The sequence below is a fragment of the Methylobacterium sp. UNC300MFChir4.1 genome (genome assembly GCF_900110155.1).
Lineage (GTDB): Bacteria > Pseudomonadota > Alphaproteobacteria > Rhizobiales > Beijerinckiaceae > Methylobacterium.
Window position 1 is genome coordinate 145,041 of sequence record NZ_FOCS01000007.1, and the last position, 17,141, is coordinate 162,181.

The 17,141-nt window shown below is 71.7% G+C and carries 15 protein-coding genes and 1 pseudogene; 13 read left to right on the top strand and 3 right to left on the bottom strand.

Annotated features, from left to right (window positions below):
- Window positions 1-20: 20 nt before the first annotated feature.
- A complete protein-coding gene (locus tag BMY19_RS12365; RefSeq protein WP_100251940.1) occupies window positions 21-2,084 on the bottom strand; it encodes a 2Fe-2S iron-sulfur cluster-binding protein in 2,064 nt (687 codons plus the stop codon).
- A gap of 57 nt (window positions 2,085-2,141) precedes the next feature.
- Entirely contained in the window at window positions 2,142-2,759 is a 618-nt protein-coding gene (locus tag BMY19_RS12370) for a glutathione S-transferase family protein (RefSeq protein ID WP_100251893.1), read from the bottom strand.
- Between the two features lie 428 nt (window positions 2,760-3,187).
- Between BMY19_RS12370 and BMY19_RS12375 the strand changes: the two are divergent.
- From BMY19_RS12375 to eutC, 12 genes and pseudogenes are all read left to right on the top strand, one after another.
- Window positions 3,188-4,341, top strand: a pseudogene (locus tag BMY19_RS12375) (transporter substrate-binding domain-containing protein).
- Complete coding sequence (locus tag BMY19_RS12380; protein WP_100251894.1) at window positions 4,338-4,979, top strand: ANTAR domain-containing response regulator; 642 nt, start codon at window positions 4,338-4,340, stop codon at window positions 4,977-4,979. Before BMY19_RS12375 ends, BMY19_RS12380 begins: the two are co-directional and overlap by 4 nt.
- A 35-nt stretch (window positions 4,980-5,014) precedes the next feature.
- Entirely contained in the window at window positions 5,015-6,262 is a 1,248-nt protein-coding gene (locus tag BMY19_RS12385) for an urea ABC transporter substrate-binding protein (protein WP_100251895.1), read from the top strand.
- Window positions 6,263-6,365: 103 nt separating this feature from the next.
- Entirely contained in the window at window positions 6,366-7,238 is an 873-nt protein-coding gene (locus BMY19_RS12390; protein ID WP_100251896.1) for an ABC transporter permease subunit, read from the top strand.
- Between the two features lie 10 nt (window positions 7,239-7,248).
- Window positions 7,249-8,295 (top strand): branched-chain amino acid ABC transporter permease, encoded by a 1,047-nt coding sequence (locus tag BMY19_RS12395; RefSeq protein WP_012320262.1) that lies wholly within the window; start codon window positions 7,249-7,251, stop codon window positions 8,293-8,295.
- Complete coding sequence (locus tag BMY19_RS12400; RefSeq protein WP_100251897.1) at window positions 8,292-9,038, top strand: ABC transporter ATP-binding protein; 747 nt, start codon at window positions 8,292-8,294, stop codon at window positions 9,036-9,038. The genes BMY19_RS12395 and BMY19_RS12400 overlap by 4 nt, the downstream gene beginning before the upstream one ends.
- Window positions 9,031-9,741, top strand: a complete 711-nt coding sequence (locus BMY19_RS12405) for an ABC transporter ATP-binding protein (protein ID WP_100251898.1) — start codon at window positions 9,031-9,033, stop codon at window positions 9,739-9,741. Before BMY19_RS12400 ends, BMY19_RS12405 begins: the two co-directional genes overlap by 8 nt.
- Window positions 9,742-9,773: 32 nt before the next feature.
- Window positions 9,774-10,766, top strand: coding sequence for an acetamidase/formamidase family protein (locus tag BMY19_RS12410; RefSeq protein ID WP_050731620.1), 993 nt, complete (start codon window positions 9,774-9,776; stop codon window positions 10,764-10,766).
- A 21-nt stretch (window positions 10,767-10,787) separates the two neighbouring features.
- On the top strand, window positions 10,788-11,549 hold the full coding sequence (locus BMY19_RS12415) for an SDR family NAD(P)-dependent oxidoreductase (RefSeq protein WP_100251899.1): 762 nt from the start codon (window positions 10,788-10,790) through the stop codon (window positions 11,547-11,549).
- A gap of 257 nt (window positions 11,550-11,806) precedes the next feature.
- Window positions 11,807-12,511 (top strand): L,D-transpeptidase, encoded by a 705-nt coding sequence (locus BMY19_RS12420; protein ID WP_100251900.1) that lies wholly within the window; start codon window positions 11,807-11,809, stop codon window positions 12,509-12,511.
- 97 nt (window positions 12,512-12,608) lie between these two features.
- The gene (locus tag BMY19_RS12425; RefSeq protein WP_100251901.1) at window positions 12,609-14,012 is read left to right on the top strand and encodes an ethanolamine ammonia-lyase subunit EutB; all 1,404 of its coding nucleotides are present in this window, start codon (window positions 12,609-12,611) and stop codon (window positions 14,010-14,012) included.
- Window positions 14,009-14,788, top strand: a complete 780-nt coding sequence (gene eutC / locus BMY19_RS12430; RefSeq protein ID WP_100251902.1) for an ethanolamine ammonia-lyase subunit EutC — start codon at window positions 14,009-14,011, stop codon at window positions 14,786-14,788. The genes BMY19_RS12425 and eutC overlap by 4 nt, the downstream gene beginning before the upstream one ends.
- A gap of 24 nt (window positions 14,789-14,812) precedes the next feature.
- On the opposite strand, the gene BMY19_RS12435 is transcribed toward eutC, so the two are convergent.
- A complete protein-coding gene (locus BMY19_RS12435) occupies window positions 14,813-15,769 on the bottom strand; it encodes a GlxA family transcriptional regulator (protein ID WP_100251903.1) in 957 nt (318 codons plus the stop codon).
- 203 nt (window positions 15,770-15,972) lie between these two features.
- Here BMY19_RS12435 and solA point away from each other — a divergent pair, with 203 nt between their 5' ends.
- Window positions 15,973-17,136 (top strand): N-methyl-L-tryptophan oxidase, encoded by a 1,164-nt coding sequence (solA, locus tag BMY19_RS12440; RefSeq protein ID WP_100251941.1) that lies wholly within the window; start codon window positions 15,973-15,975, stop codon window positions 17,134-17,136.
- The last annotated feature ends 5 nt before the right edge of the window (window positions 17,137-17,141 follow it).

Below are 17,141 nucleotides of genomic sequence, written 5' to 3' on the forward strand. Positions count from 1 at the left end.
GCGCCGTGCCGTCGCGCGCGTCAGAGCGCCAGCTGCACCCGGTCCGTGCCCTCCGCGGGCACCGCGGAGCAGATCAGCACCTCGTCGTCAGCCACCAGTGCGCTCGGTTCCCTCAGATAGGTCACCGCGCCGGCCAGCAGCTTGGTGCGGCAGGTCCCGCAGCTGCCCTCGCGGCAGCTGAACTCCGGTGCGAGACCCTTCGCCTCGGCGAGGTCGAGGAGGCTGCCCGAATCCGGCGTCCAGCGCGCTTCCTTGCCGGTGTCGAGGAAGGCGACCGGCACCGTCTCCATGGAGGCCGGCGGGCGCGGGGGCGCGGCCGCCGCCGTTCCGGCGTCGCGGATGAGCCCCGATGGACCGAACGCCTCCGCGTGGATCCGGTCGTCCGCCACGTTGTAGCCGCGCAGGCCGTCATAGAGCGCCTGGGTGAAGGCCGACGGGCCGCACAGGTAGAAATCGTAATCCGCGAAGGCCAGGAACCGCGTGAGCAGGGCCATGTCGATCCGGCCCGCGGCCTCGTAATCGACGCCGGCCGTCGCATCGGAGACTTCGCTCAGGACGCGCACGATCCGCACGGCTCCCTGCGCCGCCGCGGCGAGTTCGGACAACTCCCGGTCGAAGGCGCGCTCGGCGCGGGTGCGGGCAGCGTAGACGAGCGTGGTCGGTCGGATCTTGCGGGTGCGCAGGCCCTCGTAGACCACGTGCCGGAGCATCGCGAGGAGCGGCGTGATCCCGACGCCGCCGGCGAGCAGCACGGCCGGGCGCGCCGCGCTCGCATCGAGGGTGAAGCCGCCGCCGGGGGCGCGCGCCTCGACGATGTCGCCGACCTGGACTCGGTCGTGGAGGTGCCGCGAGACGGTGCCGTCGCGCTTCACGCTGATCCGGTAGGTCGGGTCCGAGGGCGCGACCGAGAGCGTGTAGGTTCTTATGACCGGCGCGTCTGCCCCCGGCAGCGTGACGCGGATCGGCAGGTGCTGGCCCGCGCGGTGCGGGAGCCGCCCGGCCCCGTCGTCCGGGGTCAGGTGGAAGGACCGGATCGTGCGGCTCTCGTCGACGATCTCGGCTACCCGGAACGGCCGCCACAGCGTCGCGCGCTCGGCCGCCCGGACGCGGTCGGCGGCCTCCGCCCAGTCGCCGGTCATCAGTGCGTTCGGCGACCAGCCGTCCGGCCGGAACGACCAGCGCAGCGGCAGGGCACCGCGTCGGCGGATCACCCGGCGCGGCCGGAAGCTCCAGAGCCGCTCGGCGCCCTGGAAGGCCGCGATCTCGGGCGAGTCCAGGATCACCGCGGCGTCGCCGGTCAGCTGCAGGAGATCGCCCGTCTCGAAATCGGTGAAGACCAGGCCGGCCCTGCCGTTCAGGAAGATGTTCCCGAGCGTGGCGAAGAACAGGTTGCCGGCGAAGTCTGGGATGGTCAGCGTGCCGTCCGCGGCGATGCGGACGAATCCCGCCTTGCCGCCGCGATGCGAGACGTCGACCTGGCGCCGGCCCTCCCGGTCGGCGTAGGAGGCCACGAAGAACGTGTCCGCCGCCGCGATCAGGCCGCGGGCTTCCGGGTCGAGCTCCGCGCTCTCCTCGGCGGGGGCCGGAGCTGGGGCGCCCGGCTCGCGGACGAAGCTCATGTCGCGCAGCTGGATGTATTGCGGGCAGTTCCCGAAGCTCTGGTCGACTGCGAAGTGCAGGACCCCGCCGGCCCTGGAGCGGACGAGGCCGTTGACGCGGTTGCGGCGGCGGCTGTCCAGCGCGATCCCGAGGAGGCCGATTGCGTCGCCGTCGCCCGTGCCCTCTGAGGCGGGGTCGGCCGGGTCCGGCCGCGCGGCGATGTCGAGGGTCGTGGCGGTCGGCGAGGTGATGAAGCCGGGACGGCCGGCCAGGAGCGTGGCCCAGGCGTCGCCCTGCCGGTCGACGCTGCCCAGCACGATGAAGGGGATCTCCGCGAAGAAGGCGCGGTGCTGATCGGGCATGAAGTCCCGCACCACCCGCTGGCCGACCACCGCCATCCGGTCGGCGGCGCCGACCGTCTCCTGGATGGACGTCTCGCCGGCATGCCATGTCGGCAGCGTCGCAAGGGTCTGACCGTCAGCCATCTTCGCGCCCTCCATCTGCATCCGCCCCCGGGCGCGGGTGCGCCCGGGGCCTTCCGGTCACGCCGCGGCCGTGAGGCCCGCGGGGGTCTGGGCGAAGGGGACGAAGCCCGGCAGGCCCTCGATCCGGCGCAGGAAGGCCTCGACCCGCGGGTAGCCCGACAGGTCCACGTTCCCCTCCGGGGCGCGGGCGAGGTAGCTGTAGACCGCCACGTCCGCGACGGTCGGCCGCTCGGCCGCGAGCCAGTCCCGGCCATCGAGATGCGCCTCGAGCCGCCCCAGGAGCGTGTGCGCCCGGGCGATCACCTCCTCCGGGTTGAACGTGGCGCCGAACACCGTGATCAGCCGCGCGGCCGCCGGCCCGTAGGCGAGCTCGCCCGCCGCGACCGAGAGCCAGCGCTGGACCGCCGCCGCGGCGCGCGGATCCTCGGGCAGCCAGTCGGACCGGCCGAGCCGCTTCGCCACGTAGACTAGGATGGCGTTGGAATCGGAGACGATCACGCCGTCGTCGTCGAGCACCGGCACCTGACCGAACGGGTTCATGGCCAGGAAGGCCGGCGTCTTGTGTCCGCCCGCCTTCAGGTCGACCTCGATCAGCGCGTGCGGGGCCTCGACCAGGGAGAGGAACAGGCGGGCCCGGTGCGCGTGGCCCGAGAGGGGATGGTGGTAGAGCTTCATGGCCGTGGATCTCCGTCGGGGGCCGGGATCGCCCCGGGCCGTGTGAGGAGAATGCCGCCGCGTTTGGGCGAGCAGAATAGGCGTTCTCCGCAGTTCATCATTCCGTAAATCGGAATAATTGCGCGGGCCAACGGTGCCGAGCGATCCTGCGCCGGGCTGGCGCGGCCGTCCTCCGCCTCGGCTCCGCGGGTACAAGCGCCGCGGACGGGCTTGGCACAGACGCCGATCAGCGACCCGGGAAGCAATCATCAAGACGCCGGTTCCGAAAAGACTGCGCGGGACTTGACACCGAGGCCATTACCGAGGAGCCTAGTTTTCAGGCGCGGGGCAAAGCTGCCCAGTTTCGCGCCAATACGTCACCATCTTTCACGGCGATGCCGCCCGCAGTGCTTCCGCACTGGCGGGCTTTTTGCGTTCTGAAGGATTGCATGGGCCTCAGCCATCACCGCATCGGAATCCTGTTCTCCGCGGACGGACCCTACGGTCTCGTCGGGAGGGCGATGCTGAACGGCGCGCTCCTGGCGGTCGACGAGGTGAACGCGCGGGGCGACTGCGTCCTGGAGCCGGTGATCCGCGATCCGCAGGGCGCCCTCGCGGGCTACGTCGCCGGCGCCGAGCGGCTCCTCGACGCGGGGATCCGCCACGTCGTCGGCTGCTACACCTCGTCGAGCCGCAAGGAGATCATCCCGATCTTCGAGAAGCGGGACGCCCTGCTCTGGTACCCGTCGCACTACGAGGGCTTCGAGACCTCGGCGAACGTGGTCTACACCGGGGCGGCGCCGAATCAGCACATCGTCCCGCTGGTGCGGCACCTCCTCGCCCGGGGCGGCCGCACCGCCTTCTGCGTCGGCTCCAACTACATCTGGGCCTGGAGAACAACCGGATCCTGCGGGAGACGCTGGCGATCGCCGGCGGCGGGGTCGCGGGTGAGCGCTATTTCGCGGTGGGCGAGACCGTCTTCGATCAGGTGATCGCGGCGATCCTGGACGCGAAGCCGGACTTCGTCTTCAACACGCTGATCGGCATCTCGGCGTACCGCTTCTTCCGCGACTTCCGGAGTGCCTGCGCGGCGCACGGCATCGACCAGGCGCGGACCATGCCGGTGGCGAGCTGCAGCCTCGCCGAGCCGGAACTGGAGGCGATCGGGCCGGAGGCGGTCGACGGCCACCTGTCTTCCAGCGTCTACTTCACGTCGATCGACACGCCCCGCAACCGCGCCTTCATGGCGGCCTACGCGGCGCGTTTTCCCGAAGGCCCGACCCCCTCGGCGGATGCGGAATCCTCGTACATCGCGGTGCATCTCCTGGCGCGGGCGCTGGCGCGGGCCGGGACCGAGGATGCCGCGACGGTGCGCCGGGCGGCCTGCGCCGACGAGTTCGAGGCGCCCCAGGGACCGGTGCGCCTCGACGAGACGACCCTCCACGCCTGCCTGACCCCTCGGATCGGCCTCTCGACGGCGGCGGCCCGCTTCACCATCGTGGCGCAGGCCGAGGCGCCGGTCGCGCCGGACCCCTACCTGGTGCGCAGCGATCCGCGCGTCGTGCCGGTGAGCCGGCGCCCGCGGCTGAAGGTGGTGCCATGACGACGCCCCGGCTGATCCAGAATTTCAGCGGTGCGCAGGCCCTGCTGATCGCGCCGCCGAGCACCGCCACGGACGTCCTGGCGAGCACCCTGATGAAGCTCGGGCTCACCGTGGCCTCGGTCGTCCCGGCCGGCGAGGCGCCGTGGCTCGATTTCGAGATCCTCGATCCCGAGCACCACATCGTCATCGTGGACGGCGACCTGCCGCTCCCGGGCCTCGCGGCGAGTGCCGTCCCCGACCTGCCCCCGGTGCCGGTGGTCGGGCTCGTGGGCGTCGAGGCGCCGAGCCGGCTCAAGGGGCTTCTCCAGCTCGGCGCCACCGGCCTGCTGCGCAAGCCGATCCACGGCGCCTCGGTCTACGCGGCCCTGTTCCTCGCGGTGAACGAGCACAACCGGCGTCGCTTGCTGGAGGAGCGCCTGGCCCGCCACGAGGAGCGGCGGCGCGGCCGGCGCCACGTCGTCAAGGCGATCCTGCGGCTGATGCAGGAGCACGGCCTCGACGACGACGCGGCCTACGAGGCCCTGCGCCGCGACGCCATGCGCGCCCGGCAGCCGCTCGAAACCTACTGCGAGGCGCTCGTGCGCGCCCGTCCGTCCGTCCCGGCGCCGGCCGCCGCGTCGCGGCTCGCCCGATCCTGAAATCACGTCGCCACCCCCGAAGACGAGGACGCCCGATGTCGAGAACGCCCCGCGGATCCCGCCTGTCCGCCCTCGCGGCCGCCATGCTCGCGAGCGCATCCCTGGCCGCCCCCGCGGCCCGCGCCGCCGACCCGATCAAGCTCGGCGTCCTCGAGGACCAGTCCGGCGACTTCGCGCTCGCGACCATCGGCAAGGTCCACGGCATCCAGCTCGCCGCGGACGAGATCAACGCCGCGGGCGGCATCGCCGGGCGCAAGCTGGAACTCGTGATCTACGACACGCAGTCCGACAACACGCGCTATCAGGAATTCATGCGCCGGGTACTCCAGCGCGACAAGGTCAACGCCGTCTTCGCGGGCTTTTCCAGCGCGTCCCGCGAGGCCTACCGGCCGATCGTCGACCAGCTCGACGGCTTCGCCTTCTACAACAACCAGTACGAGGGCGGCGTCTGCGACGGCCACATGGTCGTCACGGGCGCGGTGCCGGAGCAGCAGTTCTCGACGCTGATCCCGTGGATGATGGAGAAGTTCGGCAAGCGGGTCTACACGATCGCGGCCGACTACAATTTCGGTCAGATCTCGGCCGAGTGGGTGCGCAACATCGTCAAGGAGAACGGCGGCGAGATGGTCGGGGAGGAGTTCATTCCCCTCGGCGTGTCGCAATTCTCGCAGACGATCCAGAACATCCAGAAGGCCAAGCCCGACATCCTGATGACGCTGCTCGTCGGGACGGCGCAGGCCTCCTACTACGAGCAGGCGGCGGCCGCGAACCTGAAGGTGCCGATGGGTTCCTCGGTCAATATCGGCCAGGGCTACGAGCACAAGCGCTTCCAGCCCCCGAGCCTCGCCAACATGTACGTGACCACGAACTACATCGAGGAGGTCGACAGCCCGTCGAGCAAGGCCTTCCTGGCCAAGTGGAAGGCGAAGTTCCCGAACGAGCCCTACGTGAACCAGGAGGCCGAGAACTCCTACCTCGCGGTCTACCTCTACAAGCAGATGGTCGAGCGGGCGAACGGCTCGACCAAGCGCGCCGACCTGCGCAAGGTCATCGCGGCGGGCGACGTCTGCGTGGACGCGCCTGAGGGCAAGGTCTGCATCGACCCGAAGAGCCAGCACGCCTCCCACACGATCTACCTCGCGAAGGTCGACGAGAAGCACGCGATCTCCTTCCCGAAGACCTGGGACAACATCCAGCCCTACTGGCTCGGGAAGGCCGGCTGCGACCTGACGCAGAAGGATCCGTTGGCGCAGTACACGCCGAGCAACCCGCCGAAGCCCTGAGCTGCCGGGACGGGAATCCGCGCGACGCGGCCCCGGGCCGGAGACGACGCGACATCGCCGGGGCCGAGGCCCCGGCCCACAGCCATCACGAACGGGCCTCCGGATGGACCTGCTGACCCACGCCTTCACGTTTCTCTACCAGATCGGCGACGCGTTCTCGTTCCTGGTCCTCTCCGCCTGCGGCCTCGCGGTGGTGTTCGGCATGATGGGTGTGATCAACCTCGCGCACGGCGAGCTGATCATGTGCGGCGCCTACGTCACGGCGGCGACCTCGCGGGCCGGGCTGCCGCTGCCTCTGGCCATCCTGGCCGGCGCGCTCGTCGCCGGGGCCGTCGGCATGGTGATGGAGCGCCTCGTCATCCGTCACCTCTACGGGCGGCCCCTCGACACGATCGTGGCGACCTGGGGCATCAGCCTCGCGGCGACGCAGGGCACGCTGATCCTGCTCGGCTCGAGCATGCCGGGGATCGGCACGCCGCTCGGCAGCTTCACGGTCGGCGGCTACTCCTACTCGACCTACCGCGTGGTGCTGATGGTCGCCGCCGTCGCGGTGCTGGCCGGGCTCTACATCGCCTTCAACGCCACCCGCTTCGGGACGCTCGCCCGCGCCACCATCCAGGTGCCACACATGGCCGAGGCCCTCGGGGTCGACACCCGGACGGTCTACGCCCTGACCTTCGGCCTCGGCGCGGCGCTGGCGGGCCTCGCGGGCGGGCTCTACGCGCCGACCATGACGATCGTGCCGACCATGGGGACGACCTTCATCATGGAGGCGTTCGTCACCGTGGTGGTCGGGGGCGCCGACATCTTCCTCGGGACGGCACCGGCGGCCCTGGTGCTCGGCACGGTGCGGGCGCTGCTCACCACTTGGCAGGGCCAGCTGTTCGGGCAGATCGGGCTCCTCGTCGCGGTCATCCTGGTGATCCGGGTGCTGCCGCGGGGCATCTCGGGCCTGATCCTGCGCGAGCGGGCGTGAGGCCATGGCGATGACGCTGCTCCGCCGCCTCGAAGGCCCGCAGACCCTGGGACGCGGGCCCGCCTTCTGGACCGTCTTCGCGGTCGCGGTCGCGGCGGCCGTCGCCTACCCGTGGTTCGCCGACGGCTACACGGTCGGCAACACCGCCTACTTCTTCTGCTGGGTGTTCATGGCCCTCGGCCTGTGCCTGATCTGGGGCTATGGCGGCGCGCTCAGCTTCGGCCAGACCGCCTTCTTCGGCCTCTCCGGCTACGCCTACGGCGTGCTCACGCTGAACGTCGGCGCCGCCTACGGCTTCACCCTGGCGGCGCTGGTTCTGGCGGTGGCGCTCTCGGCCGTGATGGCGGCGCTCCTCGGCTACTTCCTGTTCTTCGGCCGGATCGGCGGGGTCTTCCTCGGCATCATCACCCTGTCGGTGACGCTCGCCCTGGAGCGCTTCATGGCGCAGACCGCCGGCCCGGAATGGAAGATCGGGGCGGCACGCCTCAACGGCTACAACGGCATGAGCGGCATGCCGCCCCTCACCGTGCCGTGGTTCGACGGCGACCTCGTGCTGTTCCCCGACGTGGCGCTCTACTACGGGCTGCTGGCTCTCCTGATCGTCGTCTACCTCGCGCTGCGCATCCTGGTGAACGCGCGGTTCGGCAACGTGCTGGTGGCGATCCGCGAGAACCCGGAACGGGCCGAGATGCTGGGCTACGACGTGCGGCGCTACCAGCTCGCCGCCTTCGTGATCGGCTCGGGCCTCGCCGGGCTGAGCGGCACGCTCTACACCGCCTGGGGCCAGTACATCACGCCCTCCAGCATGGGTCTCACCGCCGCCGCGCTGCCGGTGATCTGGGTCGCGGTCGGCGGCCGCGGCGACCTGACGGCGACGCTCATCGGCACGCTCCTGGTGCTCGGCGGCTTCCAGGCGCTCACGATCTACGGCAGCCAGTATGCCCTCGTGGTGATGGGCCTGCTCCTCGTCGCGGTGGTGCTGGCGGCGCCCGACGGCCTCGTCGTGGCGGCCCTGCGCGGCCTCGGCCGCCTGCGTCGCCGGGAGGCGGGCCGATGACGCCGCTCCTCGAGACCCGCAACCTCAGCAAGCATTTCGGCGGGCTGCACGTCACCAACGACGTGAACTTCGCCCTCGCGGCGGGGGAGATCCACTGCCTGATCGGACCGAACGGCGCCGGCAAGAGCACCTTCTTCCGCCTGCTGCTGGGCGAGTACACGCCGGAGCGGGGGCAGATCCTCTACGGCGGCGAGGACATCACCGCGCTCAAGCCCTTCGCGCGGATCCGGCGGGGCATGAGCGTCAAGTTCCAGGTGCCGGGCATCTTCCCGAGCCTGTCGGTCGCACACAACCTGGAGATCGCCCTACAGCACCATCTGGAGGGCGCCTCGCTCGGCGCCGAGATCCACCGACTGCTCGCCTTCCTCAATCTCACCGCGGCGGCCTCCGACCGCGCCGGCAACCTCAGCCACGGGCAGAAGCAGTGGCTGGAGATCGGCATGGCGATCAGCCTCAAGCCGCGCCTGCTCCTCCTCGACGAGCCCACCGCCGGGATGTCGCCGGACGAGACCTTCGCCACCGGCGAGATGGTGCAGGCGCTCAACCGCGACGGCGTCGCCGTGCTGGCCATCGAGCACGACATGGCCTTCGTCCGGCAGATCGCCCAGCGGGTGACCGTGCTCCACGTCGGGCGCATCTTCGCCCAGGGCACCACCGACGCGATCATCGCGGACGAGCGGGTCGCCGCGATCTACCTTGGGGAGGCGGACGCGCCGCCGCTTCGGAGCGTCGCCGATGCCTGAGCCGCTCCTCGCGACGACCGGCCTCCGCGCCGGCTACGGCGGCAAGCCCGTGCTGCAGGGCGTCGACCTCGCGGTCCGGCCCGGCGAGATCGTGGCGGTGATCGGCCGCAACGGCGTCGGCAAGTCGACGCTGATGCGCAGCCTCGTCGGGCTCCTGCCCGCCTCCGCGGGCGGCATCGCGTTCCGGGGTGCGGCGGTCGAGGGGCTCGCCGCCCACCGGCGCGCCCGCCTCGGCATCGGCTACGTGCCGCAGGGCCGCGATGTCTTCCCGCGCATGAGCGTCGTCGACAACCTGACGGTCGGCGCGTCGCTGCTGCCGAAGGGGGAGCGGCCGGATTACGAGCGCGCCTTCGGGCCTTTCCCGGTCCTGCGGGAGCGGCGCGGGCAGCGGGCGGGGACGCTCTCGGGCGGCCAGCAACAGCAGCTCGCCATCGGCCGCGTCCTCGTCGGCGGGCCTGAGCTGATCCTCCTCGACGAGCCCTCCGAGGGCATCCAGCCCTCGGTGGTGCAGCAGATCGGCCGCACCCTGGTCGATCTCAACCGCCGCACCGGGGTGACGATCGTGTTCGTGGAGCAGAACCTCGACCTGATCCGCGCCATGGCCCAGCGCAGCTACGTCATGGACAAGGGCCGGATCGTCGCGGAGCTGACGGCCGGTGACCTCGACGACCGCGACCTCGTGCGGCGCCACCTCGCCGTCTGACGACACGGCAGACAACCAAGGGAGAGACGACCATGCAGTGGCTCGACCAGTCCATCATGGCCCGCAAGGGCGTCGCCGGCGGCAAGCCCGGCCGGGAGCACACGATCACCGAGGCCGAGCAGGGCCGCTACCACTACGTCTACGGGCCCTTCGCCGAGCCGGTGCTGACCGTCGATCCCGGCGCCGTCGTTACCGTCGAGACGCACGACGCCTTCGAGGGCAAGATCCGCCACGAGACCGACAGCCCGACGCAGATCCTGAATTTCCCCTACCTCAACCCGCAGAACGGGCCGATCTACGTCAACGGCGCCGAGAAGGGCGACTGCCTCGCGGTGGCGATCCGCTCGATCCGGCCGCGCGGCCCGCAGCCCTGCGGCACGACGCTGATCATGCCGGAATTCGGCGGCCTCGTCGCCACCGGCGACACCGCGCTCCTCAATCCGCCGCTCCCCGAGCGGGTGCGCAAGCTCGAGGTCACGGCCGAGACCGGCGTGCGCTGGAACGACCGGATCACGCTGCCCTACCAGCCGTTCATCGGCACGATCGGCACCTCGCCGGAGATCGAGGCGATCTCCTCGCTGCAGCCGGACTATTACGGCGGCAACATGGACCTGCCGGACGTGGGCGTCGGCGCGGTGATCTACCTGCCGGTGAATGCGAAGGGCGCGCTCCTCTACCTCGGCGACTGCCACGCCGCGCAGGGCGACGGCGAACTCTGCGGCGTCGCGGTGGAGCACCCGACCCACACGACGGTGCAGATCGACCTGATCAAGGGCTGGACCTTCCGCTGGCCGCGGCTCGAGACCGAAGACTTCTACATGACGATCGGCTCGTCCCGGCCGATGGAGGACGCGGCGCGCATCGCCTACCGGGAGCTGATCCGCTGGCTCGCCGCCGATTTCGGCTTCGACGAGATCGACGCCTACATGCTGCTCACGCAGTGCGGGCGCGTGCGGCTCGGCAACATGGTCGATCCGAAATACACGCTCGGCGCCTCGATCACGAAGGCGATCGCCCACGCCTGACCGGCGACGGAGGAGGATGGCATGGATCTCGGGCTCAGAGGCCGCCGGGCGCTGGTGACTGGCGGCACCAAGGGCATCGGCGCGGCGATCGTAGACCTGCTGGCCGACGAGGGGGCGGCGGTCGCCCTCTGCGCCCGCAACGCCGCGGAGGTCGCCGGCAAGGTGGTGGCCCTCCGCGCCCGGGGCGTGGCGGCGACCGGGCGCGCCGTCGACGTCGCCGATTCCGCCGCGCTGCGCGGCTGGGTCTCCGAGGCCGCGGAGGAACTCGGCGGCCTCGACATCGTGGTGCCCAACGTGAGTGCCCTCGCGGTCGGCAGCGACGAGGCGGCGTGGCGCAGCGGCTTCGCCGTCGACATGATGGGCACCGTCTCGGCGGTCGAGGCGGCGATGCCGTACCTCGAGCGCTCCGAGGCCGGCGCGATCGTCGTCATCTCCAGCGTCTCCGGGCGGGAGATCGACTTCGCGGCCGGTCCCTACGGCGCCTTCAAGGCTGCGCTGATCCACTACGCGCAGGGGCTGGCCTTCCAGCTCGCGCCGCGGAACATCCGCGCGAACTCGGTCTCGCCCGGCAACACCTACTTCTCGGGCGGCGTCTGGCACCAGATCGAGACCGGCAACCCGGCGCTGTTCGCCGAGGCGCTCCGGCTGAACCCGACCGGCCGGATGGCGCGGCCAGAGGAGGTGGCCCGCGCCGCCGTGTTCCTGGCGAGCCCGGCCGCGAGCTTCATCACCGGCACCAACCTCGTGGTCGACGGCAGCCTGACCCGCGGCGTGCAGTTCTGACGCCGACCGGCCTCGCCCCGCACCGAGACACCTGCGACGTCCGAAGCACACCCGGCGCGTTCAGTACGGTCGTTCAGCGACGAAGTCCGGAGATCGCGAGGACTCACCACACTTGCGACGCATTTCGGCCGCTCTCGACTCTGTAAAGACAAGCTTGCCACGCGCGCTGGCACGCGGCACTCTCAAGCTTGGCCGTTCGCGCGGCGGTGGCACACCGCCCAGTCGCGCCGGGCTGCAGGACAGGGAAGTCCAGGGCGATGATGACGGACGATCGCGAGGCTGGCGGGCTCGACGGGCGCGGGCGCCTCGTATGCGAGGCGGGAGTTCTCAGCCGCCGGTCGTTCCTGGCCGGCTCGGCCCTCGGGATCGGCGCGCTCTCGCTCGGCGGGTGCGGGACGACCGACACCCTGCTCATGGCCGAGGCGGCGAAGACCTACGGGCCGATGCCGAACGAGAAGTTCCCGATCCCGGCCGTCGACGTCAGCAAGGTCAACCCGAAATACTACCGGCGGACCGTCCAGTACGCCTCGTCGGAAGCGCCCGGCACGATCGTGGTCGATCCCGCCAACTACTACGTCTACCGCATCGAGGGTGACGGCACCGCCACCCGCTACGGCGCCAATGTCGGCCGCCGGGGCTTCCTGTGGAACGGGAACGCCTATGTCGGCCGCAAGTCCGAGTGGGCGACTTGGACCCCGCCCAAGGAGATGATTCGGCGCCAGCCCGAGGCCGCGAAGTATGCCCGCGGCATGCCCGGCGGCCTCGACAACCCGCTCGGTGCCCGCACGCTGCACCTCTACCAGAACGGCGCCTACACGCTCTACACGATCTACGCCAGCAGCGACGCCGAATCGATCGGCACGGGCATCACCAGCGGTTGCGTCGGCCTGCTCAGCCAGGACATGATCCACCTCTACGCGCGCACGCCGGTGAAGACGAAGGTGGTCGTGCTGCCGGCCTGAGGGCGGGCAGCGCCCGCGCCGTCCCCGCTTCCCGGCGGCCCCGACATCCTGCAGGATCGGGTCCCCTGAGGTCCGACAGCGCGCCGGGAGCGCCCGCATGGCCTACGCGACGACGATCGAAGGCACACGCTTCACCTTTCCCGACCTGCGCAGCCTGCTCGCCAAGGCCACGCCGGAGCGCTCGGGCGACCAGCTCGCCGGGCTCTGCGCCGACGGGCCGGTCGAGCGCCTGGCCGCGCAGATCGCCCTCGCCGACCTGCCGCTCAAGACCTTCCTGGCCGAGGAGCTGATCCCCTCGGAGCAGGACGAGGTCTCCGACCTCATCGCCCGCCGGCACGACACGGAAGCCTTCGCGCCGGTCTCATCCCTGACGGTCGGCGCCTTCCGCGAGTGGCTGCTCGCGCCCGCCGCCGACGCGGACGCCCTCTCTGCCCTCGCGCCCGGCCTCACGCCCGAGATGGTCGCGGCGGTCTCCAAGATCTGCCGGCTGCAGGACCTCGTCGCGGTGGCCGCCAAGCGGCCGGTGGTGACGCGCTTCCGCTCCACCATCGGCCTGCCCGGGCGCCTCGCCACCCGCAACCAGCCCAACCACCCGACCGACTCGTCCGAGGGCATCCTGCTCTCGGCGCTCGACGGACTGCTGATGGGCTCGGGCGACGCGGTCATCGGCGTCAACCCGGCGACCGATTCCCTGCCGGACTACATCCGCATCGTCGAGCTGCTCGAGACCCTGCGCCTGCGCCTCGACGTGCCGACCCAGCACTGCTGCCTCGGCCACGTCACCGTGGCGATCGAGGCCATGGACCGCGGCGCGCCCGTCGACCTCGTGTTCCAGTCGGTGGCGGGCTCGCAGAAGGCCAATGCCGGCTTCGGCGTCGACCTCGCCGTCCTGCGCGAGGCCTCGGACGCTGCCCGCGCGCTCGGCCGCTGCCCGGAGGGCGGTCAGCTCATGTACTTCGAGACCGGCCAGGGCTCGGCCCTCTCGGCCGACGCCCACTGGGGCGTCGACCAGCAGACCATGGAGGCGCGCGCCTACGCGGTGGCGCGGGAGTTCGACCCGCTGCTGGTCAACACGGTCGTGGGCTTCATCGGTCCCGAGTACCTCTACGACGGCAAGCAGATCATCCGCGCCGGGCTGGAGGACCACTTCTGCGGCAAGCTGCTCGGCCTGCCGATGGGCGTGGACGTCTGCTACACCAACCACGCCGATGCCGACGGCGAGGACATGGACGCGCTCCTGACCCTGCTGTGCGCGGCCGGGGTCAACTTCGTCATCACGGTGCCGGGGGCGGACGACGTGATGCTGAACTACCAGTCATTGTCGCACCACGACGCGGTCTACGCCCGCGAGACCCTGGGTCGCCGTCCGGCCCCGGAATTCGAGGCGTGGCTGCGGGCCGTGGGCATCACGGACGGGCAGGGCCGGCTGGCCAGCGCGACGGGCGCGCTGCCCCCGGCCCTGGCCGAGGCGTCTCGGCTCCTGCCCGGGCGGGCGGCATGAGCGGCGAGCCGGCCCGACCGGGCCACCCGACGCTCCGCGACCTGCGCGGGCTGACCCAGGCGCGCATCGCGCTCGGCGCGCACGGCGCTGGCCTGCCGACCGGCGCGGCGCTCGCCTTCGGGCTCGACCATGCCCGCGCCCGCGAGGCGGTGTGGACGCCCCTCGACGCGGCCGCGATCCGCGAAGGGCTGCGGGCGCAGGGCCTCGACGCGGTGGAGGTCCGCTCCGCCGTGGCCGACCGAGCGGAGTACCTGCGCCGACCGGACAGGGGCCGCACCCTCGATCCGGAATCCGGGTCGGTGCTCGACGGGCACGGGCCGGGCTTCGACGTGGCGATCGTGATCGCGGACGGGCTGTCGGCGACGGCGGTCGCGCTGAACGCGGTCCCGGCGGCGGCGGCGCTGGCAGCGCGGGTGCGGCGGGCCGGCTGGCGCCTCGCGCCGGTGGTCGTCGCGAGCCAGGGACGTGTAGCGATCGGCGATCCGATCGGGGCGCGACTCGGGGCGCGCTGCGTCGTGGTTCTGATCGGGGAGCGGCCGGGCCTGTCGGCCTCCGACAGCCTGGGCTGCTACGTCACGTTCGGTCCGGCGCCGGGGCTGCCCGATTCCCGGCGGAACTGCATCTCGAACATCCGGGAGGGCGGCCTGGCGGTCGAGGCGGCCGCCGCGCAGATGGAGGCGCTGCTGCGGGCGATGCTGGCCCAGGGCACCAGCGGCGTCGCGCTGCGCCGAGACGATCCCGCAGACCCGAAGGGGCTGCCTGACGCGCGGGACTGACCGCTCGGACGACCCGGGCGGACGTCACGCGCGCTCCGCAGACGGGCTGCAGCCGAACTGGGACCGGTAGCAGCGGGCGAAATGGGCCGCGCTCGTGAAGCCGCAGGCCGTCGCGATCTCCCCGATCCTGAGCGGGCTCTGGCGCAGAAGGCGGCGTCCGTGGGCGAGGCGAATCGCCCTGTACTGGGCCGAGAAGCCGAGCCCGAGCTTGTCGAGGAACAGCCGGTCGAGGTGGCGCGGGCTTATCGCCGCGAGGCGCGCCATGGCGAGGCGGCCGAGCGGCGCCTCCACGGTCTTCTCCATCGTCTCCAGTACCGCCAGCAGAGCCGGATGGTGGATTCCGTAGCGCTCGACCGCGGAGGCCCGCTGCGGGTCGTCGGCGGCGCCGATGGCGGTGTGGAGGAACCAGTCGGAGACGCGCCGGGCGAAGGCCTCGCCCATGCGTTCGGCGATCAGGGCGTGGGCCATCTCCAGGGGCGCGACGCCGCCGCCGCAGGTCAGGCGATCGCCGTCGGCGACGTAGCGCGCCCGGCTCAGGCGCGCCTCCGGGAAGGTCTCGACCGTGGCACCGGCGTATTCCCAGTGGAGCGTGAACGCGCGATCTGCCAGCAGGCCCGCCGCGGCCATCAGGTAGGGACCGCCCGAGATGCCGCCGATGCGGACGCCGAGTCGCGCCATCCGCCGCAGGGTCGCGTGGATCTCGGGCCTGTCCCACCCGGTCGGCTCGCCGCCCGCGCAGACGAAGAGGGTGTGGAGGTGGCCGCGCTGGCGCGGCAGCGCCTCGGTGGGGACCTCGGCGCCCGACGAGGCGGCCACCCGGCCCTCCGACTCGCCGAAGTAGCGCAGGCGGTAGAGCGGCCGCCCGGCGAGTTCGTTGGCCGCCCGGAACGGCTCGCACCCCGAAGCGAAGGACAGCAGCGCGAAGCCGGGCACGAGGATGAAGCCGATCTCCTGTGGGCGATCCCCGGTCTCCGCCTCCATCTCGCACGCCCCCTCCGCTCCTCGATGGCTCAAACGTGCAGGAAACCGTCCGTTTCAGTCAAACGCCCGCCTCGGCATCCATCATGCTGTGTGCCGTCACCCCGTCCCGCGCGAGATCGCTTCCGGATGCCTCGACCTGCCGATCTTCCTCCGTTCCGCGCCGCCGCGGCGGCCCTTCCCGGAAGCGAGCGAGAGTGTCGGCCGTGAGCCGCCGCTACGACGTCGCCGTGCTGGGTCTCGGCGCGATGGGCAGCGCCGCGCTCTACCAGCTGGCGAAGCGGGGCGCCGCGGTCATCGGGCTCGACCGCTTCGCGCCGCCCCACGCGCTCGGGTCGAGCCACGGCGAGACGCGGATCACCCGTCAGGCGGTCGGTGAGGGCGCCGACTACGTCCCCTTCGTCACCGCCTCGCACCGCATCTGGCGCGAGCTGGAGGCCGAGACGGGCGAGACCCTGCTGAACGCCTGCGGGGCGCTCGTCATGGCCCCGGGCCACGGCGTCTCCTCGCACCACGGCAAACCGGACTTCGTGGGCCGGTCCATCAGCGCCGCGGAGGGCGCCGGCATCGTCCACGAGGTGCTGACAGGGGCGGAGGTGGCCCGCCGCTTCCCGCAATTCCTGAACCTCGCGGGCGACGAGAAGGCCTATTACGAGCCGGGCGGCGGCTACGTGTTCCCGGAGCGCTGCCTCGCGGCGCAGCTCGGCCGCGCGGGTGCCGCGGGCGCCGAGATCCGCACCAACTGCACGGTGGTCGGGCTGCAGCAGGACGGGAGCGGCGTCCGCATCGAGACGGCGGAGGAGACCATCCTGGCCGACCGCGCCGTCGTGGCCGCGGGCGCCTGGACGGCCCCCCTGCTCGGGAGCCCCTTCGACCGGCTCCTGACCGTCCGTCGCCAACTGCTGCACTGGTACACGCTCGCGGACGAGACCGCCTACGGGCCGCACGCGCCGGTCTTCATCTGGATGTACGGGACGAGCGACACGGAATACCTCTACGGTTTCCCGCCGCTCGACGGGTCCATCAAGGTCGCTACGGAGCAGTACAGCACCACCACTAGCGCCGACGGGGTGGAGCGCCGCGTCGACCCGTCGGAATCCGACGACATGTACCGGCTGCGCGTCGCGAACCGGCTGGCCGGCGCGACCCCGGAGGTCGTCCAGGCCGCCGCCTGCGTCTACACGGTGACCCCCGACCGCGGCTTCATCATCGACCGGCATCCCGCGATGGAGCGGGTCCTGGTCGTCTCCGCCTGCTCGGGGCACGGCTTCAAGCACTCGGCCGGCATCGGCGAGGCCGTCGCCGCGGAGCTGGCTGGGACCGGTAGCACCGTCGATCTCAAGCCCTTCGCTCTGGCACGTTTCAGTTGATGCGC